The organism is Fictibacillus sp. b24 (assembly GCF_030348825.1).
Lineage (GTDB): Bacteria > Bacillota > Bacilli > Bacillales > Fictibacillaceae > Fictibacillus.
On sequence record NZ_JAUCES010000005.1, the window covers coordinates 2747449 to 2772009 of the forward strand.

Annotated in this window: 25 protein-coding genes; 7 read left to right on the forward strand and 18 right to left on the reverse strand. The window is 38.3% G+C overall.

Annotated elements, in window-relative coordinates:
• Nucleotides 1-245 precede the first annotated feature (245 nt).
• The 4 genes from QUF49_RS14285 (at nt 246) to QUF49_RS14300 (ending at nt 6235) form a co-directional block, all read left to right on the forward strand.
• On the forward strand, nt 246-545 hold the full coding sequence (locus QUF49_RS14285; protein ID WP_289496303.1) for a hypothetical protein: 300 nt from the start codon (nt 246-248) through the stop codon (nt 543-545).
• A gap of 281 nt (nt 546-826) precedes the next feature.
• Nucleotides 827-2713 (forward strand): bacteriocin maturation protein, encoded by a 1887-nt coding sequence (locus tag QUF49_RS14290; protein ID WP_289496304.1) that lies wholly within the window; start codon nt 827-829, stop codon nt 2711-2713.
• Nucleotides 2710-4656: a TOMM precursor leader peptide-binding protein gene (locus tag QUF49_RS14295; protein ID WP_289496305.1), complete on the forward strand. Its 1947-nt coding sequence runs from the start codon at nt 2710-2712 to the stop codon at nt 4654-4656. The genes QUF49_RS14290 and QUF49_RS14295 overlap by 4 nt, the downstream gene beginning before the upstream one ends.
• 25 nt (nt 4657-4681) lie before the next feature.
• Nucleotides 4682-6235 (forward strand): SagB family peptide dehydrogenase, encoded by a 1554-nt coding sequence (locus QUF49_RS14300; RefSeq protein ID WP_289496306.1) that lies wholly within the window; start codon nt 4682-4684, stop codon nt 6233-6235.
• Nucleotides 6236-6332: 97 nt separating this feature from the next.
• On the opposite strand, the gene QUF49_RS14305 is transcribed toward QUF49_RS14300, so the two are convergent.
• The gene (locus QUF49_RS14305; RefSeq protein ID WP_289496307.1) at nt 6333-6677 is read right to left on the reverse strand and encodes a hypothetical protein; all 345 of its coding nucleotides are present in this window, start codon (nt 6675-6677) and stop codon (nt 6333-6335) included.
• Nucleotides 6678-6939: 262 nt separating this feature from the next.
• Here QUF49_RS14305 and QUF49_RS14310 point away from each other — a divergent pair, with 262 nt between their 5' ends.
• Nucleotides 6940-7383 (forward strand): hypothetical protein, encoded by a 444-nt coding sequence (locus QUF49_RS14310; RefSeq protein WP_289496308.1) that lies wholly within the window; start codon nt 6940-6942, stop codon nt 7381-7383.
• A gap of 67 nt (nt 7384-7450) precedes the next feature.
• Here the strand turns inward: QUF49_RS14310 and QUF49_RS14315 are convergent, their stop codons facing one another.
• From QUF49_RS14315 to QUF49_RS14375, 13 genes are all read right to left on the reverse strand, one after another.
• Complete coding sequence (locus QUF49_RS14315) at nt 7451-7621, reverse strand: imidazoleglycerol-phosphate dehydratase (protein WP_289496309.1); 171 nt, start codon at nt 7619-7621, stop codon at nt 7451-7453.
• Nucleotides 7622-7712: 91 nt separating this feature from the next.
• Nucleotides 7713-8189, reverse strand: a complete 477-nt coding sequence (locus QUF49_RS14320) for a DinB family protein (protein ID WP_289497667.1) — start codon at nt 8187-8189, stop codon at nt 7713-7715.
• Nucleotides 8190-8448: 259 nt separating this feature from the next.
• A complete protein-coding gene (locus QUF49_RS14325) occupies nt 8449-8946 on the reverse strand; it encodes a DinB family protein (protein WP_289496310.1) in 498 nt (165 codons plus the stop codon).
• Between the two features lie 127 nt (nt 8947-9073).
• Nucleotides 9074-9922 carry a fructosamine kinase family protein gene (locus QUF49_RS14330; protein WP_289496311.1) on the reverse strand — a complete coding sequence of 283 codons (849 nt, stop codon included), beginning with the start codon at nt 9920-9922 and terminating at the stop codon, nt 9074-9076.
• A gap of 114 nt (nt 9923-10036) precedes the next feature.
• On the reverse strand, nt 10037-10825 hold the full coding sequence (locus QUF49_RS14335; RefSeq protein WP_289496313.1) for a GNAT family N-acetyltransferase: 789 nt from the start codon (nt 10823-10825) through the stop codon (nt 10037-10039).
• 148 nt (nt 10826-10973) lie between these two features.
• Nucleotides 10974-11363, reverse strand: a complete 390-nt coding sequence (locus tag QUF49_RS14340; protein ID WP_289496314.1) for a hypothetical protein — start codon at nt 11361-11363, stop codon at nt 10974-10976.
• 91 nt (nt 11364-11454) lie between these two features.
• Nucleotides 11455-12174, reverse strand: a complete 720-nt coding sequence (locus QUF49_RS14345; RefSeq protein WP_289496315.1) for a phosphotransferase enzyme family protein — start codon at nt 12172-12174, stop codon at nt 11455-11457.
• Between the two features lie 240 nt (nt 12175-12414).
• Nucleotides 12415-13062: a uridine kinase family protein gene (locus QUF49_RS14350; RefSeq protein WP_289496316.1), complete on the reverse strand. Its 648-nt coding sequence runs from the start codon at nt 13060-13062 to the stop codon at nt 12415-12417.
• A gap of 21 nt (nt 13063-13083) precedes the next feature.
• Nucleotides 13084-13686 (reverse strand): GNAT family N-acetyltransferase, encoded by a 603-nt coding sequence (locus QUF49_RS14355; protein WP_289496317.1) that lies wholly within the window; start codon nt 13684-13686, stop codon nt 13084-13086.
• A gap of 357 nt (nt 13687-14043) precedes the next feature.
• A complete protein-coding gene (locus QUF49_RS14360; protein WP_289496319.1) occupies nt 14044-14559 on the reverse strand; it encodes a GNAT family N-acetyltransferase in 516 nt (171 codons plus the stop codon).
• Nucleotides 14560-14647: 88 nt separating this feature from the next.
• Nucleotides 14648-14956 (reverse strand): hypothetical protein, encoded by a 309-nt coding sequence (locus QUF49_RS14365; protein WP_289496321.1) that lies wholly within the window; start codon nt 14954-14956, stop codon nt 14648-14650.
• 30 nt (nt 14957-14986) lie between these two features.
• The gene (locus QUF49_RS14370) at nt 14987-15817 is read right to left on the reverse strand and encodes a nucleotidyltransferase domain-containing protein (protein ID WP_289496322.1); all 831 of its coding nucleotides are present in this window, start codon (nt 15815-15817) and stop codon (nt 14987-14989) included.
• Between the two features lie 16 nt (nt 15818-15833).
• Nucleotides 15834-16538 (reverse strand): LptM family lipoprotein, encoded by a 705-nt coding sequence (locus QUF49_RS14375; RefSeq protein WP_289496324.1) that lies wholly within the window; start codon nt 16536-16538, stop codon nt 15834-15836.
• A 149-nt stretch (nt 16539-16687) separates the two neighbouring features.
• On the opposite strand from QUF49_RS14375, the gene QUF49_RS14380 reads away from it, so the two are divergent.
• Both QUF49_RS14380 and QUF49_RS14385 read left to right on the forward strand, forming a co-directional pair.
• Entirely contained in the window at nt 16688-17107 is a 420-nt protein-coding gene (locus tag QUF49_RS14380; protein ID WP_289496325.1) for an SRPBCC family protein, read from the forward strand.
• A complete protein-coding gene (locus tag QUF49_RS14385) occupies nt 17108-17434 on the forward strand; it encodes an ArsR/SmtB family transcription factor (RefSeq protein WP_289496327.1) in 327 nt (108 codons plus the stop codon).
• 40 nt (nt 17435-17474) lie between these two features.
• Here QUF49_RS14385 and QUF49_RS14390 read toward each other — a convergent pair whose 3' ends face one another.
• From QUF49_RS14390 to QUF49_RS14405, 4 genes are all read right to left on the reverse strand, one after another.
• The gene (locus tag QUF49_RS14390) at nt 17475-19955 is read right to left on the reverse strand and encodes a restriction endonuclease-like protein (protein WP_289496329.1); all 2481 of its coding nucleotides are present in this window, start codon (nt 19953-19955) and stop codon (nt 17475-17477) included.
• Nucleotides 19924-22434: an McrB family protein gene (locus QUF49_RS14395; protein WP_289496330.1), complete on the reverse strand. Its 2511-nt coding sequence runs from the start codon at nt 22432-22434 to the stop codon at nt 19924-19926. Before QUF49_RS14395 ends, QUF49_RS14390 begins: the two co-directional genes overlap by 32 nt.
• Before the next feature lie 123 nt (nt 22435-22557).
• The gene (locus tag QUF49_RS14400; RefSeq protein WP_289496331.1) at nt 22558-23172 is read right to left on the reverse strand and encodes a PH domain-containing protein; all 615 of its coding nucleotides are present in this window, start codon (nt 23170-23172) and stop codon (nt 22558-22560) included.
• Between the two features lie 12 nt (nt 23173-23184).
• Complete coding sequence (locus tag QUF49_RS14405) at nt 23185-24390, reverse strand: YHYH domain-containing protein (RefSeq protein ID WP_289496332.1); 1206 nt, start codon at nt 24388-24390, stop codon at nt 23185-23187.
• Nucleotides 24391-24561: the final 171 nt, after the last annotated feature.

The window sequence follows — 24561 nt, forward strand, 5'->3', positions numbered from 1 at the left end:
TTGAATCATTTTCTCCTTTCAAACTTCAATATGCTCCCGTTAATTATACAAAAACTTTATCCCCCTAAATCCCAATATACTTATCCATATTAAAAATACATATAATTCTTTCTTAAACCCATTCCTGTAACGGTGGACAAACTGATTCCATATTTTAATATGAGGCATTTGAGTTTGAGGTTTACGAATGTCGCGTAATCTTTTTAACTCGTTCTAGAAAAGTAAAAAATGAGGAGGTGTTTGTATTGGATAATAAACACCAATGGGATCTTAATGGATTAAATACGGGTGACTTTCAAGTAAGTGGCGGTACTCCTCGTTATCCTGACGATCAGCATGCACAAGACCCGCGTATCTTCATTCCCGGCTGCGTAATCGGTATTTGTTTTAACTTTTGCGCAGGTGTGTGCTTCGGATGCGGTGGATGCGGCGGTTGCGGCGGATGCGCTGGCCGTTGTGGAGGATGCGGCGGATGTGGTGGCTGTGCAGGCCGTTGCGGTGGTTGTGGCGGTTGCGGCGGTCGCTGCGGAGGACCTGGCCGATAACAGGCTGGCGGGCAAAAAAATGTGGCTTGAATCAAATGTAGATATAACTTTTGATTCAAGTCTATTTCCCCTGTGCTGCACAAGAATTTAAAGTGAAACTGTATTAATGAAATATACATATTTATCATTTGTTTGTTCAGGGTGAAAACCAATATATTCACATTAATCCCCTTAATTTTACATTAGTGCAATACACCCCAAAAAGCCTACAAAGACAAAGACATAACGTACAAGCAGACTCCATAAAAATAGATGATGAGCTTTTGGTAAGGAGGGTTATTATGCAGACTATTCATCCGTCGATGATTTTAAAAGTGAAAAGAGATACATTCATCTATCCTGAATCCAGCCAAGGTGTGTACCTGCGAAACAACGTCACTTCTATCCGAATAGAAGGAAGCACGATTGAGAAGTGGCTTGAACGACTTGTTCCAATGCTCGATGGCACGCTCACCCTTGATCATATAACAAATGGATTGCCACAAGCATTTAAAGACCAAGTGTTCAAAATCGTTCAGGTTCTCTACGAAAACGGCTTTGTTCGTGATCTTAGCCAAGATCTTCCGCATCAGCTTCCTGAACAGATTCTTACAAAATATGCATCTCAAATCGAATTTATCAATCATATATGTGATTCAGGTGCGCATCGGTTTCAGAGGTATCGTGAGGCAAAGGTGGCTGTAATGGGGGCAGGCACACTTCTCCTCTCTCTTGTTACATCACTCATTCAATCTGGTCTCTCTGCGTTCACCATCATCCCAACCCATTCACAAAAAAAAGATCACGAAAGGCTGAAAGAAATTGTTGCAGCGGCGAGCGAATCAGATTCCACTTCAAAAATCACTGTGTTAAAGTCAGAATCGCAAACATGGAGCGAAAATCTAGAACACTATGACTACATCATTTTTGGTTCACTAGACAGCGATCTTGCACAACTTCGTACGGTTCAGAAAATCTGCAAAGATCAGGGAAAACACTTTCTTCCGGTTACGATTAATAAGGATTTGGCTTTTGCTGGTCCGCTTGTGTCGCCAAAATCCACATTGAGCTGGGAATGCGCTCACCGCCGTGTACATCAGTCATCCTCAATAAAAAATGAATCTAGTACATCAACAGCCTGTGCGCTGCTAGCGAACGTGGCAGTTTTTGAGCTGTTCAAAGAAATAACCGGTGCACAGGATCAGAAAAAGGACCACTCTATTTACAGACTGAACTTGGAAACACTTGAAGGAAACTGGCACAGCGTTCTTCCCCACCCGCTTGTGAACGGCAATGTTCAAGCAGAACCGATTCAAGACCCGCAATTATTCTTAAAAAGAGAAAAAGAACAACAAAAAGATCTACATTCGTTGTTTTATGGTATTACGTCAAAAGAAACCGGCATTTTTTATACGTGGGAAGAAGAGGAACTGCTGCAGCTCCCGTTATCTCAGTGCAAGATCCAGGTCGCTGATCCTCGGTCTGAGGGACCCGCTCCACCCCAGCCTGTAATAACCTGTTCTGGACTTACGCATGAAGAAGCAAGGCTAGATGCAGGTCTCACCGGAATCGAAAACTATGTGAAATCTTTGTATGGAGATTTTTCTCACTCCATGAGCATCGGCACAGGCCAAACAGCGGCAGATGGCTTATGCAGGGCACTGCAAAACGAACTTCATGAAGGTTTTCTTAAATCACAGAATACAGATCTCGAAGTTTCAGCTGAGCTGGATATCCAGTCGTTGTGTGATAACCACATTCAATTTATGAATGAATCACTTACCGCTTTAAGTCCTGAGATCAAGCTTTATTATGGGAAGAAGCTACATGGTTTTCCAGTCGTTTGGATACATGTTAACGACGAATGGTACGGAAGTGTCGGCTTAAATGACACGGCCGCAATACGCCGAGCTCTTCAAACAGCTATCATGAGTACTCAAAATAAAGAAAAACCACTTCACTCTTATGGAGTTGCTGTCGCTTCCATAAAGCCAACGAGTACCCGAAGTCACGTTTCGCTTTCTGACATAAAAGAAGAGAGTCCTCAAGAAACGCTCTCTGCCGCACTTCACATATTAAAAAAGCACTCTATTAAAGCACAGTTTTATTCGCTGCTGACAGAACCTGTGTTAACCGACAACACATACGGCATATTCGGCATAACGCTCATACAGGAGGAACGGTCATGACGCACTTCATCGCTGTTATTGGAAATGGAACACTCGCAGACTATGTTTGTAATGAGCTATCCAGTGATTATCAGATTACACGCTATCGTTCGGCAGATGAAGCTGTGCCGAACAAAGAAACTCTAGCACTTCTGCTGCAAGATTCATGGGATCCGGCTGAACATGTTAAAGCAGAAGAAATATTCCGGGCGCACTCTATTCCTTGGCTTCGGAGTTTCGTATTTTTTGGTGAAGTAAACATTGGTCCCTTCGTTTACCCTGACAAACCAGGCTGTTCACAATGTGCCGATCTGCGTCACTTTATGACAGTGCAAGAGCGGCGAGAGCATTTTCAAATAAAAGACTATGTGATGAATAACCGTGACTCTATCAAAGAGCGTGATCCATGGGGAACCACTCTAGCATTATCGCAAACTTCCCTATTAATAAAAGAAGAGGTTGATTCCTTTACGAAAGGAGAAACACCGCTTACGGCCGAGCACGTCCTTTTTCTTCAACTTACATCGTTCAAACTGTCTCAGCATTTCTTTTTGCCAGACCCTTATTGTGCAGTGTGTGGTGAAATCAAAGTTGATACGGATGACCACGCATGCATCACACTCAAACAAAGTCCGAAGACCTCCATTGATAGCTATCGCTGCCGCTCGTTAAGCGAGTTAGAAAAAGTGTTAAGCCGTGATTATTTAGATAGCCGAACAGGGCTTCTCAATTTCAAACGATATGACTTAATCTCCCCTTTTGCTGATACGGTGGTGAACCTGCCGCTGCTTTCAGGAAACGAATTGAATGCGGGGCGCACCCATTCATACCAACACAGTGAACTTTCAGGCATTTTAGAAGGACTCGAGAGATATTGCGGTTATGCACCAAGAGGAAAAAAGACGGTCGTGTATGAGCCGTATTCCAAGGTGAAAAATGTTGCGCTGAATCCCCTTACGCTTGGCACCCATGCTCCGGAACAATATAAAAAACAAAGGTTTCCGTTTAAGCCATTTGACCTTGAACGTTCCATTCATTGGGTTTGGGCTTATTCGTTAACAGAGGAACGGCCGCTTCTCGTACCAGAGACGTTCGCGTATTACAGCTTAGGCGGCGGAGAAGGTTTTCTGTACGAAACCTCCAACGGCTGTGCGGTCGGCGGCAGTTTAGAGGAAGCTATTTTGTACGGAATCTTTGAGATCGTCGAGCGCGATGCATTTTTGATGACGTGGTACGGTGAGCTTCCTATTCCAAGACTTGATCTAAAGTCAATCGATGATTCCGAGCTGCAGCTCATGGTTCAGCGCATTCACAGTGTTACCGGATTTGAGATCCATCTTTTTAATGCAACGACTGAAAACGGCATCCCAAGCATTTGGGCAATGGCAAAGAATACGAAGGACGACGGGTTGAACCTCCTATGTGCAGCAGGCGCGCACCTCGATCCCCTTCGTGCGGTAAAAGGAGCGGTGCAGGAACTATCCGGTATGCTCCTAAACATGGAGGATTCGTTTGTCAAAAATCGTAAGAAATACGAAGAGATGTATCGCGACTCCGATCTTGTTCGCCATATGGAAGACCATTCGATGGTTTATGGATTAAAGGAAGCGGAGAAACGCTTATATTTCCTGCTTGATAAGCGCCAAGTGAAAAGTTTTGAAGAAGAATTCCAGCCTGTCCGAAAAACTGCTGATTTGTTAGATGATTTAAATGCTGTACTAAATATTTTCCAGAAACTAAATCTTGAGGTCATTGTGGTGGATCAAACCGGTCCAGAACTGAAACGAAACGGACTTCACTGTGTAAAAGTCGTGATTCCAGGAATGCTGCCGATGACATTCGGACACCACCTCACTCGGCTAGAAGGGCTTGACCGCGTGCTGACCGTTCCAGCAAAGCTCGGATATGTGAAGCAGCCTCTTTCAGCTAGCGATCTTAATCCGCATCCTCATCCATTTCCATAGAGCCGTGTGACAAGGGGGAACCGTTATGAACCTTGATGAATTTTTGTATAAACTTCATTACGAGACACATCAGATAACTCCCCCTGACTGGGAGGTGAACTGGGATGACGCCCCGCTTCCCTATAAACTATACCGCGGTTTGCCTGCAGTTGAACTGAGCTCGGAGATTCCGGAGATTTTGACGCAAACCACTAAACCAACGTTAAAAGAAGTGAGTCACTTTTTGTGGTACACGTTCGGCCTCACCCAAGTGAGTCAGTCGTTCGCATTTGGTGATGGAGCTGACACGTGGACAACGTGCCGGCGCTTTGTACCTTCAGGCGGAGCACTCTATCCGAACGAACTTTATCTTTATTTAAAACTAGAGGATGCCGCAGCTGGCATCTATCATTATGATGTGGCACACCATCGCTTGGTTTGTTTAAGGGAAGGAAACTTTGATGATTATGTAGACCGAGCACTCGGCAGCCGCTGTGACATCTCTTCTTCCTTTGGAGCAGTGTTTATCTCAACTTTTTTTTGGAAGAACTTTTTCAAATATCATAACTTCTCTTATCGGCTGCAAGGCTTAGATGCTGGATTTGCGATTGGGCAGCTGCTCGAAGTCGGCAGGCGGCTAGGTTTTGAAACAGGCGTCTACTATCATTTCTTGGATCGCGCCGTAAATCACCTGATCGGATTAGATGAGAAAGAAGAAAGTGTGTATGCGGTGATTCCACTTTCGATTGACCGCAAAATGAGCTGGTTTCGTGATAAGAAGCATGATGGGGTGACGGCAAAAAAATTATGTGCTGAACTTCCAGCACTTCACCACCAACATTACGTTCGATCCAAGAAAATAATAGATTACCACATGCTGGTTAAGATAAATGAAGCGTGTATGATGGATACGTTCTCATCACCACGCAAAATGGTCGATTCACAAAAAGATGTGTTTAGCGGTGCTGCAATTAATTTGCCTATGGTTGAAGCGTTATCTTATGATTTCTCCACTGCCTGTCGAAGTCGCTATTCACCAGGGATGGACTTTGTGCTGAAGCCGATTAAGCTTCACATATTGTCTTCTCTTTTACATGAAACAGTCTCAAGGAGTGCTTACCGCAATGATCTTGATCAAGGTTATCAACAAATTCCTGAGCGTGTAACCCTTACCCTCAGTACGTATAACATAGAAGGGTTATCAAACGGCATGTATGCTTATGACGTATCTAAGCATGCATTGCACCAAATAGCTCCCGGGGATTATCGCAACTCGCTGCAGGACGGATTGTTATCTGATTTTGTGAACATAGCGCAGATTCCGCTTTCCGTTAACATCGCTGGCAATAGAGATCATTATCAAAAATCTACTGGCTACAGAGGTCATCGCATTCAGCATATGGAAGCCGGCCTTCTGAGTCACCACTTAATACTTGCTGCTTCGGCACTCAATATGGGCGGGCACCCCGTCCTTGGATTTGATGTCCCTTGGTATGATGACCTTCACCAGCTCAATAACCGAGGGAAGACCAGTCTGCTTCAAGTTCCAATCGGATACTACCGGCCACATCCTAGGCTACAAGGAAGTATGAATATGTAAGTTAAGTTCTGTTTCAAGACAAAGTGGCTTATGTTCATCCTTCAATCACAAAACGAAAAAGAGGCTGTTTAACAGCTTCTTTTAGCTTTTTCTAATATTAATAACCCCAAGTTCCCCAGCCGCTTGAAGTACCTTGACCTCCCCATTGTGAAGGAAACGCTTGACCTTGCCCATAACCTTGGCCACCAAGACCGCCTTGATGTCCGAATTGTGGAGGAATAGGGCCGGTATAAGGTGTCCATCCTACTGCATCCTGTATCGGAACAGTTACAATAATATCTTCGGATGGAGTAAATATTTCAAAAGTAACGGTTCCCGTGTTTTGAGCAAAATCTAAATTAAAGCTTTTAAACTGAACGATTACCTGACCAAAACCTTTGATATTGGTTATCCCATAATGGGGTCCGTATTTATATATATTAGATAGTTCTTGTACACTCAATCTAGTATGTTGAAGCACTAAAACAAACCTTTCTCAGTAAAATACTTTTCTTTTAAGTATATGGTGTGTTTTAGAATATGTTTAGGCAAATGTACAGGAAAACATATAAATCAAACCTTACTTTTTCAAGTAGCCTTTCAATCCGTTCGTTTATCTTCCTAATTGTTTAAATGAATCATCATTTTTAGGTTCTCGTCCATACTTATTATTTGCATGAACATATATATATACGGAATGAAATATAAACAAAGGATGGATTTTTTTGTTTCAGAGTAAAAGAGCATATTTAGTACCAGGTTCAACGATTGAACAATTTATCGGTCAATATATTACGACGGCGATCACTGGATACGGTCAGGTTGTGGCACAAGTAGTTAAATACGATAAAGCGAGTAAGATGGCAACACTTAACGTATTTACACCTAGTGGAGTAAGAGCGTTAACAGTACATGAAACAGATATGTACGGAATTGCTCAATATCAAGGGCCGATCCCTCCTGTCTTCGGATCTGGCATGGGTCAGATGGGACAAATGGGGCAAGGTGGACAGATGGGACAGATGGGTCAACCTGGTCAAATGGGGCAGATGGGACAGATGGGTCAACCTGGTCAAATGGGGCAGATGGGACAAGGCGGTCAACAAGTTTGGCCTTGGTGGGTTCAACAATATCTTGGTGGATGGGGTGGATGGGGACCTGGGCGTTAATATACCCCCTTCCCCTTTCACTACAAGTTTTTCACATTAAAAAAATCGTGAGGTGCCTCACGATTTTTTATTCTTTACTTTGTTTCGATTTACTCTGTGATTTACTACCAATTTTAGAGCGGTATTTGTTGCCTTTGTTATTATCGCCGGTCGCTAACTCACTGCTGAACTCTTGATCGTGCTGCGCTTTAGGCGAACCTTGATTTTTGCTTCCTTCACTGCCATTGCGATTGGTCATCACATCTACCTCCTTAAAATGTACTCTTTCCTAGTATTGCTTATCCATTTGCTTTTAATCATGGTTTATCAATTATCTATTATAATCTCGCCTAACGATGCGACGGCCAGGACCCTTGCATCTTTCTAACTTGCATAATTTGACCCGTATGGTATGCGTCATGAAGGAAGATATCCAGCAATTTCTCTTCAAGTGAATGTTGACCAAGCACTTCATCATTAGTTTTACTCAGTATCTCCTTTAAACGATTATGGACATTTTCAGCACGTTCAACGACTTTCTTCCATTCCTGATCGTCATTTGAATGTTCAGTGAGATTGAAGGTTGCATCACCATCGAGATGATTTGTCCATTCCCGGTTTTCCAAGTTCGCAACAAGTCTTTCTTTGTAATAAATAAGATGATTGAGGTTTTCCCAAATTGTTTTAGTCGCCTCGCCTGGCGGTCTCCAACTGGCTTGTTCTGCCGTAATTCCATCAATGGCAGGTTGGAGCGGTGCATACCAACTTTCCTTATCAAAGGTTGAATCTAACACCGTTAAAAGCAAGTCAATTCGATTCTTCGTCATCCCCATAATCATTTTCCTCCTTAAAATAGTGGAATAGATGCCCTTTTGAGTAATTAATCAGCTCTCCTTTTATACCTAGGTGGGTATCACTGTTGCTGATTCAAGAAATTTTGGAATTATTCCAGCGAGTTCTGGCTATATTCCAGCGAGTTTAAGCGATAATCCGGCGAGTATTGACCATTATCAGCGAGTCGACATGAACCGACAACTTGAAGTGTCCATATACCCCCACCTCCACCTTACAGTGCAAAATAATTAACTAAACTCTCGCTGATTTCTTTACCTCTGGTTCAACAAGGTCTGTCTCAGGAGGGACGTAGCCTAGTTGTCTTCCGATCTTTACGATTTGCCCTTTGTGATGAAATTCGTGAGTGGTAGTATGTGTAAAAAGCCATAATGAAGTGAAGTCAGCTTTATCCCCACTTCTAAACGTTACTTCTATGGTTTCATTCCATTTGTCTTCAAACTCATTCAGAAATTCATATACCAATTCATCCGTTTTTCTAAACACTTTCCGCATTTCCTGTACATTTTGAATGGACTCTGGTGTTATTGGAGGAATCGACTTGGCCAGTGCCCGAGCTCCTAACCAACCGTGATAACATTCCGCTACATGAACATGAAGACTGCGAATGGAATCTCCGCCAAAGCTTTCAAGCTCCTTCACATAGTCTTCAGATGAAATCGATTCGCAATAAGTAAATAACGTTTCTCTTGTGCGGCGAATCCAGTCATATTGAGTCTTAAATAAACTCATTTCCTCACTCTCCCTTATAAACTGCTTTCCCCATACTTCAACAAAAAGAGCACTTCTCCTTCAGAAACATTTGTATAATAAAAAGCCTGAGTGAATCTCAGGCTTTCAACGGAAAATGACTATATGGTTAAATTAAATTCTTCCACTCATACCAAGCGTTTAGATATTCCTTTAAATCATCCGGATGATGTTTTACACAAGTTGCTAATCGATGATACAGCCCAATTAGCACGTTTTCGTATAAGTTTGAATTCACCTGAATGCCATCAACCGTTAAAACACGTGCTGCAGCCTCTATTGTTTGTTGCGTTAGATCATCTGGCGAAGAACAAAAAGCATAAATCAAATCATAAAGAGGATCTCCAATAACAGGAGTCGGATCTATTACACCAATCAATTGCCCGTTATGAAATATAAAATTATGAACACCAAGATCCCCATGCAATAAATAGGGTTGAACCTCTAGATCTTTTACTTTCTGAACCAGGTTGGATACAAGATGATGATCCTCTTCATCTAAATAGGATTTCAGCACGTTTTTGGCATCAATCGTTCTGTTCAAAAGAAAAGAGTACCAGGAATCTGTGGTTTCATCCGCCCAGCCCCAGCCATTCTTATCAGGAACTGTTTTATAGTGATTAATAAGTTCTTGAACAAGTCTAACGAGCAGTTCCTGTTTGCTATTTCTTACATAGTTGGTAGAGCCCTCAATAAATGAATAGACTAGATATGAATTTGATGGTTCGACAAAATGAAAATTTGGTAACAGTTCCAGCTCAGCGTAGCTTTTTAGATAATCCGCCTCTGATTGAGTAATTTTCGGCTCGTTTGACTTCACAACATAATGATTTTCATCCTTTGTATGAAGAAGGAACAATTCGCTTACAGTACCACCAGTTAATGGCTTGTATTCTATTATTTCTGAACCTAGTATTTCATTTTGATTTAACTCTTTAATAATCTCTTTAATATCCATCTTACTCTCCTTATAAAACGCACGGCTTATTCAATTATCCAGTTTTACATTCAATAAGTAAGTGCACTTCTCCTTCTTGAAGAAACATGCTTCCAATCTATCATGAAAGTACTTTTATAATATTGATATAGACCATTTCTCAATATCTTGAAAACCTAAACGCTTATAGATTTTCCCTGCCTCGGGATTGTCATAAAACAAACATAAGTTTCTTCCTTCTGACTGAGAATCAAGGATAAGCTTCTCCATACATTTCGTTGCATATCCTTTTTGTTTATAAGTATGTAATGTACACACACCTGATACCATAGCAGAAAAACGATTCTCACAAACTGTGGAAGCTGCAGATACATAATGGCCATCTTTCTCCATGTAGTAGTTTCTTGACCAACCGTTTTCTATATTTCTCACAATATTTTCAGGATCCAGGTTGTCTCCTTCAAACTCTGGGATAAGTCTGTACAGTTCAATGATTTTATGTACGTCATCAGAAGTAGCAATATGAACTTCAGGGTTGGAATTAAAATTCATCTTAGTCGAACATTTCAATTCAGCATAATAATGACTTTTACTTTGAATGATTCTATTAGACAAAAAAGGTTTGAATTGATTTGTAATACTTTCAATACCAGCTAAAAGACTTGCACTTGTATCTTTTGAAATAATTGATGCAAATCCCTCAATATCAAAACCCTCTATACCAAAAGGCGTGTATTTATCCTTAAATTTATAAAGGACACCTTTTAGCTCATGCGATTTGTTAAACTCCCCCCAAAAGGTTTGAATCTCATTAGTAAAGCCAAATGCTTCAATACCCCATAAAAGAAATAAGTTTTCTGAAGGTTTGTGACTTAGGAATCTAACTAGAACTTCTTTGTCAACATTTGATAGTTTTCTTATCATGTTACTCCCCCTACATTGTATATACTAACAATTTTATCAATTTTAGGAATAATAAGGAGTGTTGATACTTTACAAATATTTGTATTTTTTCTTGGTATAAAGTAAAAAAAGCACCACCATGGTTGGCGATGCTAATCACAAAATATTTTTACCCGTTTAAATAGTACACGTACACTTTTCTATCTTCATCAAATTCAAGGGATAAACGTTTATATGTACTGTTTTCAATTGTAACGCTATCTAGAGACAAAGCTAAAAGCAATTCCTCTAAATTCGTTTCAGTAGATTCTTTAATTATTTTTCGGCCAGAATGAAACAAACGGTATTCAATCGTATTCGGTGCCTTCTCAATAACATCAGCATATGGCTGTTCATCTTTGCATTCATACAAATCAATTTGATACTTACCATTTATAAAATAGTTACCCCTGTTTTCATATACTATTCCCTCGTTAACCCAATAATTAACAAAGAATCTAATACTAGTTTCCAAACCAGAGAGTTCCTCTAAAGTTTTTACTAATCGTTTATCTTCCAATCGATACTCCAATATATTCAATGATATCGCTCCTTATTTTTTCGCAAAATTGATTTAAATCTAAAGTGTTTTTTACTAAAGGGCAGATTTATTATCTAATTAGTGACCCTTCTATTTTGTAACGATTCTCATAGATACATAGAAACAGTTGTTTATTTGTCTCAAAAAGATTAGAATCATGACAGAAAAAAGCCATAAATATACTTTGTATACACAGCATTACATGCCAAATAGAATGTATTTCAATGGTGTTCAACTGGTTTACACTTGAATACCTTTTTACTAATTGAGCAATAAATTCCGGCCATCTCTCTCTTAATTTATCGTTGGCGAAGATTTCACTAAGTACACTTGTCGCGCAATAACCAATATCAAAAATTCTTACGTTATTTTCTACTATTTCAAAATCAAGAATGCCCTCTAGTTGACCGCCTTTAAAAATAAAATTAGATACATGGGGATCTCGATGAATGAGTTGCTTTGGCAATTCGTTTGCTATCTTTTTTAAACCTTCTTCTATAGACATGTAAATGTTTTTTAACTGAATATCTTCATGCACGTTCAAGACTTCCTTGGATGCCCATTCATATACGATCTGATGTAAGTTTCTATCAGGATATTTATTCATTATCGTTGATTCTTTTAAACTTTTGTGCAGACAGCCAATAGTCTGACCAAGCGAATATGATATAAAATTATTTTCTAATGCATCTTTCGCTTGTATAATATCACCAACCAAATATTCATAAATTCCGTATATTTCGTCATTATGTAAAAAAGTAAATTCGCCTGAGTTATTAAAAACAGGCATTTGAACTAACTTTTATAAGCCCTTCATTTAATTCTTTTAACAGTACTTTTTCTGTTAGTGCACTTTCTAAATTCGCCTTTTTCTTAATGATGTAATTGTTCTTATCCGTTTTTGCTAGATACACTCGATGAGACAATTCTTTCCAATCTAAAACCTCAAAACCCCATTGCTCTGGACTTTAATTAAGCTGCTTACATTCATCTTTAAATCCTTTGTCTTATTCGTAATTCTGAAAATGATTTAATCAGATAAACGATATTTTTCAACCGTGAATTCTTTGTTAGAGTTTTGAATTACCACATCAAAATTCCTATGATAACTGTGCATAAATAGGTCATATTGAATTCTACGTTCATTATGAGAATGCATTAGAAAATTCATGTCCATACCTCGTTCGTTTATATCTCGAATCCCTCTTCTACTCAACTCGGTGTCCCCATCTGTATAGAAGTAAAGCTTCAAATCAAACAAATTGGGATCCACAAACGCTACACTCATTCCTTCAACGATATTTATTTTCTTTTGTGAAGAAATCAACGTGCTTTTCACATAATTGGTACCGATTGAATAAACATCTAAACCATCTCTGATCATATGGAGGTCGCGCTCTAAAGCAAATGTTTGGTGAGCGTCCGGGTGACACGCTGTCATTTTGTACTGATGCGTTACACCTTCATATTCATAATCAATAACCGTGTTCTTTCTAAGATTAGACCCAACAATATAGGGATCTGTATTTATGTAATTCACATCGTCTTGTTCGAGAAGTTTTACAAGATTATTGGCAAACGTAGTCTTTCCAGAAGCACCATGACCAGAAATTCCAATGATTATTCTTCCATCACTACTGTTAATCCAATTTGCAATTTGTTGTAATATCTTTTCCATAATGTTCCCCCCAATTTGAAATCAACCTTCTAGCTTAAGCTTATAGGATTCGCTGCTGACGTTGTACTTCAGATAATCTTCTTGAAGAATTCCACAAACCGCACAGTCCTTGTATTGACCCTTGGCATTGCGGATCATATGTCTGATTACGCCTTCTTGCGCCATTCCCACTTTACTCATCATTCTTCCTGAAGCCGGATTATCGGTGTTATGAGCGGCAGATATTTTATGAATATTCATCTGTCTAAAACCAAATTCTACAACTGCTCGCAAAGCTTCCGTTCCATAGCCCCGATTCCACCAATGGTATCCAAGCGCGTAACCCACCTCACAATTTTCAGTGAGTTTGTCAAAATCATATAAATCGATCTCTCCAATTAGTTCACCACTCGTTTTCAATACAATCCCCCAGTAACAAAATTCTTTACTTTCATACTGACTTACGATGTTAGCTACTCTTTCGATCGTTTGGGAAACACTCTTATGTGCAGCATTGATTTTATTGTCCGATACACGTTCGTCTGAAAGCCAATGATCAAATACAGTTTGGGCATCAGTAAGTTCCAATCTTCTAAGGATTAATCGATCCGTTTCTAACATGGGCGTTCCTGAAAAGTTTATCATCCTGTTCACCTTCTCAATATCTTTTAACCGTAACCTATATTATATAATGAATTCAGCGAACTTTACACTTTTTTCCAATACATTTGTGTTTCTTATTAAAGAACAGAGACTTCAGTAAAAAACGATTAAAATCACAATGGCAATCGCAAAAAAAAAGCCAGCGAACACGTCTCAGGCTTTTAGAAATATTTTAAAGCTTCTTCTTAAGAAACGGAAAAGCTCTTGGAGGATACACGTTTTCGAGTTTGATAAACTTCCAACTTCTTTTTGTATAAAAAAACAAGGCTCTTTTCGCATAGATTGTTGCTATTTTGACAATTCTTATAAGGATGTTTTGCCTTTTGTAGTAAATTATGTTCATTTTGTTCGCTCTACAGAATACAGAAAAAATTCCATATCTATATTCCTAAAATTCTTAGTATCTTTATCAATAATATTCATACCGTTTCGAACAGCAACTTTTTGAGCGGCTACATTTGTGTCCCTAATAATAGAATAAACCCTATTTACATTAAGAACTGAGAAAGCATATTCCTTGCAAGCAATTGCCGCTTCTGTTGAGTAACCTTTGTGCCAATACGCTTTTTGAAACAAAAACCCTATTTCCAAAATTTCTTTTTCTCTCCAACCTTGCATTGTCAAGCCACATTGACCAATCATTTCGTTTGTTTCTTTTAATACAACAGCCCAAAGTCCAAAACCATACTCTTCATATCTTTTAAGATGTCTGTTAAGCCAACTTTGTGCTTGTTCTAAGTTGAATGCACTTTCATAAGCAGCACGCATTACTTCCTCATCACACAATATTCCGCACAATGCATCATAATCGGACTGCACCATTTCTCTAATTATAAGACGTTTTGTTTCTATCAAAAATCTCCCACCTTTCTATTAATTAAAAGCAACAATCTTTACGAAAAGAGCCAAAAACAAAAACGCCCAACTGGACGTTTTTACATACTTACTTCTTCTCCAAATAAACAAACTCATCCACCGTATTCATGGCCGATGACGCTTTTAAGACTTTCCATCCTTTTAATCGGCTTCCGCACTGAAAATGGATCGTTTCATCCTGCTTTACTTGTACTTTGTGAGTAGCGCTCTCCACCCAATCAATCTGCATTTTTACGATGTACTCGCCAGGCTCGACATCAATCTGTTTGGTTTCCCCATCCTTAATGTTCTCACGCTTGTTGTCGTTGATATAGATATCAAATTTTCTCCACTTGTTCGCAAACTGACTCTCTCGTTCAAAGACCATCTTCGCCATGCATTCCCCGTCCTTCTTTTTCATTTTATCTTACATATTCTTACATTCCTTCATTACATATTTCATAAACTTCAAAGTATCATTTCTTCTCTTCATCATCGATCCGTAAAGAGAGAACTTATTTCCACTTCGAATGCGCAACGCTTCTCGGATGATTTGGTGATATTCTGCTGGGACTGTTTTCAGCGCATACATTCCTGCCCCCACTTTTGATGTAATATCTTCTTCTCTAATAGAATAAAAAAGCCGCGTTACCCCAAGAACTCCCCACTCGACCATGCTGCCGCTTAAGAATAAGCCATAAAATTGGAGTGATGTGACACGTTCACAATTTTTGATCCAGTTCGACCAATAACCATTGATGTTTTTTACCAAGTTCGTTTTGATTTGCTTCCAATCTACGGGTAAGTGATACGTTTCAATCGGAAGTCCTTTTATCAAGATGCCGTATGTCTTTAGTTGGTACGCATCAATCCAGTTTCGATGAAAAGGCCGATGCATCTGAAATCTGCCTTCATTAAAATACGGACAAGACGACTCACCTTCATTAAGTCCCTCTAAATCTTCACGCGTCACATACATGCCATCTAAACTCGGCTTTGGAAACTGTTTTTTCATGTCTCCATGAACCTGTTTTAACACTTCAACATCGTTTTCCGTCAATGGTCGTTTAACAACTGCGTAGAAGTCTATGTCACTCATTCCCTCTTGATAAGCACCTAACGAAACAGAGCCAAAGAGATAAAGTGATTCCAGCACGTTTGGCAATCTTTCCTCTATCCTCGTCAAGTAAACGTCTATTACTTCCTGCACTTCTTTTGGTAGCTGGTTACCCTTATTCGTTGCTTGTGGTTGAGTCATCGTTGTTCCCCTTCTTTCATTCATGAATTAAGGAATATTCTTTTTCTATGGTTTCAGCAAGCCGCTCTGTCCCAACAGCATCTACATGAAAGGTTTTGTTATCACGCCAATACACTTCTCGAAAAGTAATGCCGTTGTTTAATTCAAACTCTAAAAAGATACTTTTCTGATCATCCGTATTTCCCTTCAATAACTTTTCTTGGTTTTGTAAAGGGAGAGCCAGCCATTCTTCCAGAAAAACTTTAGTGGAAGCATCAGAAAACGTATGAAGTCTTCTTCCGTCTAGTGTGCTTTCAATGTGTATCGATTTAATAAGACCTTTGATGGGATAGTACTCTCCGACCGTTTTCGCTTTTGTGTTCTGCTCCACAACAAAGACTTGATCATTTGCTAATACAGCAAGTGATATTGGCGTATCTTTTATCGAATAAATGGTAGTCCCCTCCTCTAGATAGGTCGCGTCACCATTTTTCATCTTATAGTAGCTGCAAGCGTCATCGGCCATTTTATAGCTCACTTCACCAAGTTCATCACCTTGTACAATATTTAGTTCAACCTGATCGTGTGGATCTGGAAAGTCATGTTCATACTTAACATCCTTAATTTTAAGAGCATGAATCCACTCGATCTCACCGTCTGGGCAACCGAGCGGACCACGGCCGCAAGATGTAAATAGGAAAACGATAGTCAATACGAAAAGTAATTTCAAAGAGTTCTTCATGTCTTCCTCCAAAGTAAACATTCTACACTTGTAAATATTCTCCACTTGTGGGATGAGCTCCTCTTTCTTATGTTGACATGCAACCAAAAGGTGTTATATTCTAAACGTGCAACCAAATGGTTATATATTTTTCTAGGAGTTGAACGTTCATGGCAACATTACCGGATATTAAACAAACGGCACTCTTTAACGCACCTATTCAAAAAGTGTGGAATTCTGTATCAACAGCAGAAGGCATGTCTTCTTGGTTCATGCCAAATGACTTTAAAGCCGAGGAAGGACATGAGTTTCATATTCAGTCTCCTTTTGGTCCTTCACCGTGTAAGGTGCTCGTAATTGATGAGCCGCATAAGCTTTCTTTTGCATGGGACAACGATGGCTGGGTCGTTACGTTTTTATTAGAAGAAAAAGGCGATCAGACAGAGTTCACCCTAATTCATAGCGGATGGAAAGAAGAAGATGCGATTGTTGGAAAAGCCAATCAAAAGGCGCAAGATGTGCGTGACCGCATGAATGGCGGATGGGTTGGTATTGTGAATGAAAGATTGAAAAAGGTCGTTGAGGGCTAAGTGGCAGCACCAGCAGAAAAACACGATGTGTTTAAAGCGATTGCTGATCCAACAAGGCGTGAAGTATTAAGGCTGCTCTCAGAAAATGAACGGCCGATCTCAGAGATTGCGGATCACTTTGATATGAGCCGAACCGCTGTGACGAAGCATCTGCGAATTTTAACGGAGGCTGAACTTATTTCAGGGCGTAAAGAAGGCCGGGAAAAGATCTATCAGCTGCATCCTGAGCCTTTAACAGAAGTGAAGCAGTGGCTAGCTTATTATGAGAAGTTTTGGGAGAATAAGTTGTCGATGTTGAAGTATCTTGTTGAGGATGATAATAAGTAAAAAAGGCTAAAGGAGTAATTCCTTAAGCCTTTTTTACTTATTATCTATTTAATATATCAATAACCTTCTTAAACAATCGATTTGGATTAATCAAAAATTCTGCTCTATCTAAAGATTCTAACTGCATACTTCCTATCCGTTTTACTTGTATTTCATACTTCCCAACAGACACTGATACTTCACCTGACTGTATTTGTACTATTTCTGATGCATGATCAAGGCTAGTGTGGTTTAAATCAATCCTAGGCTTCCTTGTTAACCTACGCATTGTTCTCCAAACCGCTAATTCATCTTTACTTTTCATATAAAGTTCAGGTAATTCTTCAGCTTCTTTTAAAGTATTTAACGTGGTTAACATGTATGAAGAAATACCATAACCAACTGGTCTGATGACTTTCTTTAAGGATTCCCAAGCTATCACAGTAAAAGTAACCACTTGTTCATTGCTTGAAATCATACTGAACCTTATATCATCAATCCTACCAAAATACTCTACCCCATTATTACTAGAAACCTTACTAGATAGGTAAAGTGCAATATATTTTGCCTCTTGCCATCCTTTTTTTAAGTCCTTCAAAGCTATCTTAAACGTTTTATAATGGATACAATCTGTAAGAATTTCTTCATCGCTTACTAAACCAACCAGAACGGTTTCATCTACTGAAGACTGCCAACGATCTAATGTACCTCTTGGAAGTATGCCTTCTTCTTGGATCTCTTCTGGACTTTTTTCAATAAGACGTTCCACAAATTGTTCAACTAACCTGGTTGCATTCGGTAGGAAAGGTAACCCACCGATATTAACGGAATCAATACTCTTATAAAAAGCATGCTGTTCATACAACTCTTCTTCAAACCAAGGAAATAACACATATGCCCCAAATGCTGTTCTTTCATAAGGTCCTTTATGTTGAACAACTAATGCATCACGGTATCGATGCATCGTGTTTATATCATCCTCCATGGGACCAGGGGTCTTATATCGTTTTCCGTAATAACTATCTTCTACAGCAAAATCAATACGATATTTGGCATCAAAGATATAGTTATAACTGTAATCCTTACCATTCTTCTCAATACTCAGCATCGTGTCTGGTTTCTGTGTAATTGTAGGAAGGTGTTTTTCTTCCTTTTGATATTGAAGGATGATTTTTTCTCCTGTATGAGGATGCTGATATACTCGTTTAGCAGAATTACTTCCGTCGAGGTTTACAAACAGACCTTCTCGATTCACCTTCACTACATCTTGAGAAAGGAGGACATACTTCTTATCCAATAGAGCACCAAGCTTAAGATAGGTCCAATACTCATAAAGCTGTGCAACATCTTTAACAGACATTTTATAAATTTGACCATGTAGTTCCAATCCACGAGAAAGTAAGACATAGATTTGAAACGCTTCTCTGTAACCGGATGCCATCTGAATTACTAAACTCATTACAGAACGGTCCAATTTACTAATCGTCTTCCAAAAGGGATTTTTTATTCTTTGTTGTAATAGCTTCTGCATGTCATTTATTGACTTAACCACTTCTTGATCTGGTTCTGTTTTGTATCTTCCAATAGGTGTTTCTACTTTTTGCAGCAAATTCTTAAGCTTATCCTCTATTCGAATCATCAACCACTTAATCAGACGGTTTTCCATTGTATCAAATGAGTGCTCTTTTTTAACCTGCCATCCCTCAATAGGCATAAGCTCTTTGTCCCTGAACTTGATACCATTTGGGACCTCTTGAAACAATGAGGCTTTTTTTCTAAGCTGATTTCGACCAAAAGAGTCCAACTTCTTCAGTTGATCCCCTCTCACTTTCTGATGAGTGGTTATTAACTGATGATGCGGTTGTTGCTCAATTCTTTTGATTGCCTGTAGAAAGGACCTGAAATGATGTTGAATTAATCGATAAAATTCAGCAGCACTTGCTTCACCCTCTGCCCTAGTTCTCGCACCAAGATACGTTTTTCGTAAAAAATGAAATGCTAGATTATAAATTTCTTCATTCACTTCATCGAGTAGCTTTCGATAATCTTCTTTATAATCAAGCTTTGAAGGAAAGATTTCAAAAGTCACCGTTAATAATGTTTTCCCTTGCATACGAATTTCAAAGGATGATAAACCGACTTCATTTTGAAATTGCAGACTGCCCATTAAAACTTGTTTGGGACCTACTGGCACACTGCTTACAGCGTCTCGTAAAAGATGATGTTCGTGGTAGAACTCTATCTCTGAATCAACTTTTGATGTAACGATAATTTGATAGTTTCCATTTTCAAAAAAGATAGGTCTAAAAGTTGAGTCAGCCGAGAGTATTTGTCTGTCTACATCAAAAACTTTAACAGACTGAATCGACTCCCCATCAACCTTAAATTCCATCGTTTCATTCTGCAGTTTCTTCTTATATTGAGACAACCCTTCAAACCGCTGATGATACGGTTTTCCCTTCATAAAAAGAGTAAATTGATTCGTTTCGATCAATACGAGTTCAACATCCTCACGAACCAATCCAGAAGGAAGTGAAACCATCTAACTGATACCTCCTAATCATATCCACAATCTTTTGTGCTGACTTTGGATATATTGAGTTATCAAAATTGGGTAGGACATCGCCATCGTAGACTTGATTTGTGCAAATTTCATAAAGTCCTTTAAGAGTATCCCATACGCGCTCATCACTACCTGAAATGCGAGGCAGTATCTTTTGTAAGATCGATTGGTCCATCGCTTCTTCAAATGTCAGTAAGTTATCTTTCTCACTATAAATTACATAAAAACAAATCTCATCTCGAACACGATACCCTACCTGTGCTCCAATACCTTCAAGCTGTCTGTTAATATTAACTAGTACATCTGTAACATTTTTAATTAAATCCATATTCTCTTGATAAGCATCTATTAAATGTAAAAAGTCTCCGGCAATCAACTGATTTCTGATAGACAAAGGTTCCTGTTCTTCAAGATCTTCTAAGAAAGCAAAATGATCCAATTGAACTCTATTAAACTCGATTGTATTTGCACGGTCCAACACCTTTTTGCTAAAAGGATGGGTTGTCTCATCCATGTTAACCGTTCCAACAATATAAACATTTGAAGGAAGAATAATGTCTCTACCATCCACCTTAAAAGGGAGTACTGGTGTAGTAACAATCCCTCCATTTTCCCAGCGTCTACTTTCCATTACACTTAATAGATCGCTGAAGTAATACTCAACTCGGGCTAAGTTCATTTCATCGAGTAAAACAAAGTAAGGTTTATCCGGATCATCCATTGCCTTTTCTAACACCGATGTTAAAGGACCTTTCTTAAAGTCACCTTTAATATCTACATATCCTAACAGATCAGATCCATCACTCCAGTCAGGTCGAACTGGAATTAAAGTAAACTGACCATTTTTTTCGGTAGCACCCATACTTTCAGCAAACCACTGAACCATTTTCGTTTTACCTGTTCCTGAAATTCCAGAGAGTATTACAAATGGTTTTGTTTTTAATGAAAGAAAAAGATTGATAACTTCTTCTTTTTTATAGTAGAAACCTTTGCTTTTTATGTATTCGTGTACATGTTCAGTTATTTCTTTTTCGTCTAGATTTTCAGGTATCACATTTTCATTACGATTTTCGTTTTTATATTCTATAAAACTTTCATAGTAAGAGATCATTTTTTCTAAATCATTAACAAGTTGATTTTCAGAAGGCATGTCATCTAACGAATATCTAATAAAAGCTGCTGTACTTTCAACATAACCTCTTGCTTTTGCACTTTCACCAAGATAGTAATCATTACTTTTTATTACACCATTCATTTCAACGTTCTTTCTTATTTCCTCATTAAGCTGTAACATTTCATTTCTAGATGTTTCAGTAATCCCTTGTGCAAATGTTAAATATAACTCTTTCATATTCTCACTAAATAAATAAACAATATAATATCCACGTTGTGTAGATGTAGTAATTTTCGTATTTAATATGGCTAACCAAGGAACCGTAGCCCAGTTTCCTTGCCCTACTGACCCTTTCACCGAGTACATATCCCTATCTATAAAAGGCAATCTACTAATTGCTTCAGGTAACTCCGTTCGAACTAATTTTCCCATGAAATGATTAGTTAATGGCTCCGTTCTAGCTTTTAAATATCCCTGCATTGTTCTAACAAGTAAAGGACGAATGCTTTCTTCCATAATTGGGTTCAACTCCTCATCAAGTAAATCAACTTCTTGCATCCAAGAAAGCATGTATCTTGTCCGAGCATCTGCGACAGAATCACGCATTAAATTATCACCAGTAGAATTCTTAACAATTAACATTCCAAGTTCTTTGATGGCTTGGAATTTATATACCTTTTCTAAATCGGAAGAACTTGAAAGTAAATCCAATATAATAGAGAAATATGGGTGTTTCTTTATTTGTTTTTTAAGAATTTCTGATTTATTTTGTCCAGATCCAGATCTATACTCATCTATTAAATCTGCATTCAGCACATATTCACTATTAATAAAACCCAATAATCTCAAACCTTGACGGGCACGCGACTTTAGTCGATAAACATTGTCTTCTGGGTAACGTTGTTTGAGGAATTTCAGATCTAACTTCTTGAAAATAACTTCTTCTAATAATTCTAAAACTTGATTTAGGTTAATCTCTGGTAATTGATCGGTTAAATATTGATTTAATATTATTGCTTTCTTTCCATTTTTTTGTGTTACTGACACAAATGGTAGTTGAGAAAACAGGGCCATAATAAAAGATGTACGACCCTTAGCATTAACAAAGTCTGAGGAATTAGCTAGTCTAGTATTGGAAAAATCATTCCATGCATCATATAAGTATAGATAGGAAATCAGCTCCCAAGAACTTTCCTTTTCACCTACTTCAAACTTTATTTTGGAGGAATCTGTTTCTACATAAAAACCTTCATCACTTATTTTAATTGAATTAGTCTGCATTGAACTTAAAGTCTGAACAACATTAAAGCGCTCTAAATAGTTAATAACTAATTTTTCAAGCATGCAATCAGCTACCTTCATGTGGATAATATTTAATCATTTCTTTGCTTAATGATATCAATAACCTTGTACCAAAAAAAGTAATATATAAAAACACTTGCTGTAATAGCCAAGTGCTTTAAATATTTATATTTGCTTTAATATTTTATTTACAACACGTACCATCTGCTCTTTATCAAATATTTCATCAAACTCTAGTCGTTTGACACCATATTGCATATAGAGACCTTTTTCCAGCATGCCGTCATTAAACCATTTAATGTCTCTAATGGTTTGATATCGGAATTTTTGTTGGAAGTCTAGTGACTTATTTAAGAACAACACTCGTTTGTTGGTAGCGATTAAGTAACCTTTAATTTCTTTTTTACTGCTTTTATCAAACTCACAGAATAAGAAGGTTAATCCTTTTTCATCCGGCTCAAACACATTTCGTATAAGAGATTGAAAGAATGCTTTATTATTTTTCACTTCGTTAAATTCATAAGTCGTGTAGGAGTCATTGACTAGTGACTTTAATAGATTAACAACCTCTTGTTTTTCTTTTGCTTTCTGTGCTTCAAGTTGTTGTTGGCGTTCTTCAGCGACTTGTTTTCTTTTTATACGCTTTTGTTCTCTCACAGCTTCTTTATTACTTCGATAAGTTTGAACTTTTTCTTTTACTAGTATATTATCTTGCTTCTTAGTTAAAAATTTTACAAATAAATCTTCAGTTTTATAACATATCTTTTGATAGATTCCCATCTAACTCTCTCCTTAAGCTACCATTTTACGTGCCACATAGAATCGTCTTCCTAACCAAGCAGCTATTCCTAACCCAAACATCGTTGTTCTTGTATCATCAGCATCCTCAGCAGCTTGTTCTCCTAATCCATAGTGATACTTGTATACCGTTTCAGCTTTAAGGTATTTTTGAGGGACTTCATACTTTTCTTCATTTAGACCCATCTCGTATGCTACTTCTTCTATTTTTTCGATTTCTTTATTGGATTCAAATCCTTCTTTGTACCACTTAATAAACTTTTCTTTTTCTAAAGCAGGCTTTTTATAAGAAATGATTGTAAATGCAGCATTATAGCCCATTTTTAAATACTTTTCTTTTAATTTCTTTTGGCCTTCCTCATATCCAGAAACATATGCGCTTATTAAAGTTTGACTTACATTCTCAGGAGTATTCTTAATATCTTTCGTTCCATCTTCAAGACCTTTTTCTTGAAAACTAGCAATCTGTGCTTCTTCTTTTTCTTTTAGAGCTCGGTTAAAACCATTCTCATATTCTTGTTTTAAAAGTGCATTACCTTGATACTTTGCAGGCAGGACTAGCTTATCTTGTTTCTTACCAGCTTCGTATCCTTCTTTATCAACAGCTTTTTTCTGCTCTTCAAACTTTTGCATTCCTTCAGTATATCCTTTAGCATAACCGGTGCTATAGCCAGATTGGTAAGCTGCTGAGCCAGTAGAAGAATCGTTTTCCTCTGCACCTTTTGTACCATCAGCTATACCTTTTTGATAGCCGGCTTTTTCACCTTTTGCAGAATCTTGCTGTTCGATTTGTTTTGGACTTCCGTTTATTTTTGCGGTATCATATCCACTTGGTACTTCACATGGAATACCATCATCTACAACATTACCAAATCCATCTAATCTCTCCGGATCATTTGTAGCTGAATAACCTTTTGCATTCCAATAAGCTACAACTTCATCATAGTTAGCAAAATCTGAACAATCTTTATCACTGCGAGTTGCAGGACCCGGTTTTGGTGCCGGCGCCGGTGCAGGGGTTGCCCCTCCACTAGATCCTCCACCATTATGATAATGATACCCCGTACATAATCCTTTTGCTTGAGACTTTGCTGAACAGTTATGACCCCCGCTACCATCAGTTCTTCCAGAGTGAGCAAAACCTTGGTGAGGCAGTACTAGTATCACCAATGCCATTATTAAAACTAAATATTTCCCCATGTCCCAATCTCCCTTTGATACATTTTCATTTATTTCCAAATTTAATACTAATACCTTATTAAAGTTATTTCAAGAAAATTTTCAAATTAAATGCAACTTTTTCGACAATGACCCCCAAAAAAATATCGAGTTAAGATAATGGCTTGAATTAAAGGTTAAGTCTTGAAATAT

What these genes read in the sequence shown, in the direction of transcription:
- QUF49_RS14290 (WP_289496304.1), top strand. Translation starts at nt 827, where the DNA reads ATGCAGACTATTCATCCGTCGATGATTTTAAAAGTGAAAAGAGATACA.
- QUF49_RS14295 (WP_289496305.1), top strand. Translation starts at nt 2,710, where the DNA reads ATGACGCACTTCATCGCTGTTATTGGAAATGGAACACTCGCAGACTAT.
- QUF49_RS14300 (WP_289496306.1), top strand. Translation starts at nt 4,682, where the DNA reads ATGAACCTTGATGAATTTTTGTATAAACTTCATTACGAGACACATCAG.
- QUF49_RS14315 (WP_289496309.1), bottom strand. Translation starts at nt 7,621, where the DNA reads ATGACCAATCGCAATGGCAGTGAAGGAAGCAAAAATCAAGGTTCGCCT.
- QUF49_RS14320 (WP_289497667.1), bottom strand. Translation starts at nt 8,189, where the DNA reads ATGACGAAGAATCGAATTGACTTGCTTTTAACGGTGTTAGATTCAACC.
- QUF49_RS14325 (WP_289496310.1), bottom strand. Translation starts at nt 8,946, where the DNA reads ATGAGTTTATTTAAGACTCAATATGACTGGATTCGCCGCACAAGAGAA.
- QUF49_RS14330 (WP_289496311.1), bottom strand. Translation starts at nt 9,922, where the DNA reads ATGGATATTAAAGAGATTATTAAAGAGTTAAATCAAAATGAAATACTA.
- QUF49_RS14335 (WP_289496313.1), bottom strand. Translation starts at nt 10,825, where the DNA reads ATGATAAGAAAACTATCAAATGTTGACAAAGAAGTTCTAGTTAGATTC.
- QUF49_RS14345 (WP_289496315.1), bottom strand. Translation starts at nt 12,174, where the DNA reads ATGCCTGTTTTTAATAACTCAGGCGAATTTACTTTTTTACATAATGAC.
- QUF49_RS14350 (WP_289496316.1), bottom strand. Translation starts at nt 13,062, where the DNA reads ATGGAAAAGATATTACAACAAATTGCAAATTGGATTAACAGTAGTGAT.
- QUF49_RS14355 (WP_289496317.1), bottom strand. Translation starts at nt 13,686, where the DNA reads ATGATAAACTTTTCAGGAACGCCCATGTTAGAAACGGATCGATTAATC.
- QUF49_RS14365 (WP_289496321.1), bottom strand. Translation starts at nt 14,956, where the DNA reads ATGGCGAAGATGGTCTTTGAACGAGAGAGTCAGTTTGCGAACAAGTGG.
- QUF49_RS14370 (WP_289496322.1), bottom strand. Translation starts at nt 15,817, where the DNA reads ATGACTCAACCACAAGCAACGAATAAGGGTAACCAGCTACCAAAAGAA.
- QUF49_RS14375 (WP_289496324.1), bottom strand. Translation starts at nt 16,538, where the DNA reads ATGAAGAACTCTTTGAAATTACTTTTCGTATTGACTATCGTTTTCCTA.
- QUF49_RS14380 (WP_289496325.1), top strand. Translation starts at nt 16,688, where the DNA reads ATGGCAACATTACCGGATATTAAACAAACGGCACTCTTTAACGCACCT.
- QUF49_RS14390 (WP_289496329.1), bottom strand. Translation starts at nt 19,955, where the DNA reads ATGGTTTCACTTCCTTCTGGATTGGTTCGTGAGGATGTTGAACTCGTA.
- QUF49_RS14395 (WP_289496330.1), bottom strand. Translation starts at nt 22,434, where the DNA reads ATGCTTGAAAAATTAGTTATTAACTATTTAGAGCGCTTTAATGTTGTT.
- QUF49_RS14400 (WP_289496331.1), bottom strand. Translation starts at nt 23,172, where the DNA reads ATGGGAATCTATCAAAAGATATGTTATAAAACTGAAGATTTATTTGTA.
- QUF49_RS14405 (WP_289496332.1), bottom strand. Translation starts at nt 24,390, where the DNA reads ATGGGGAAATATTTAGTTTTAATAATGGCATTGGTGATACTAGTACTG.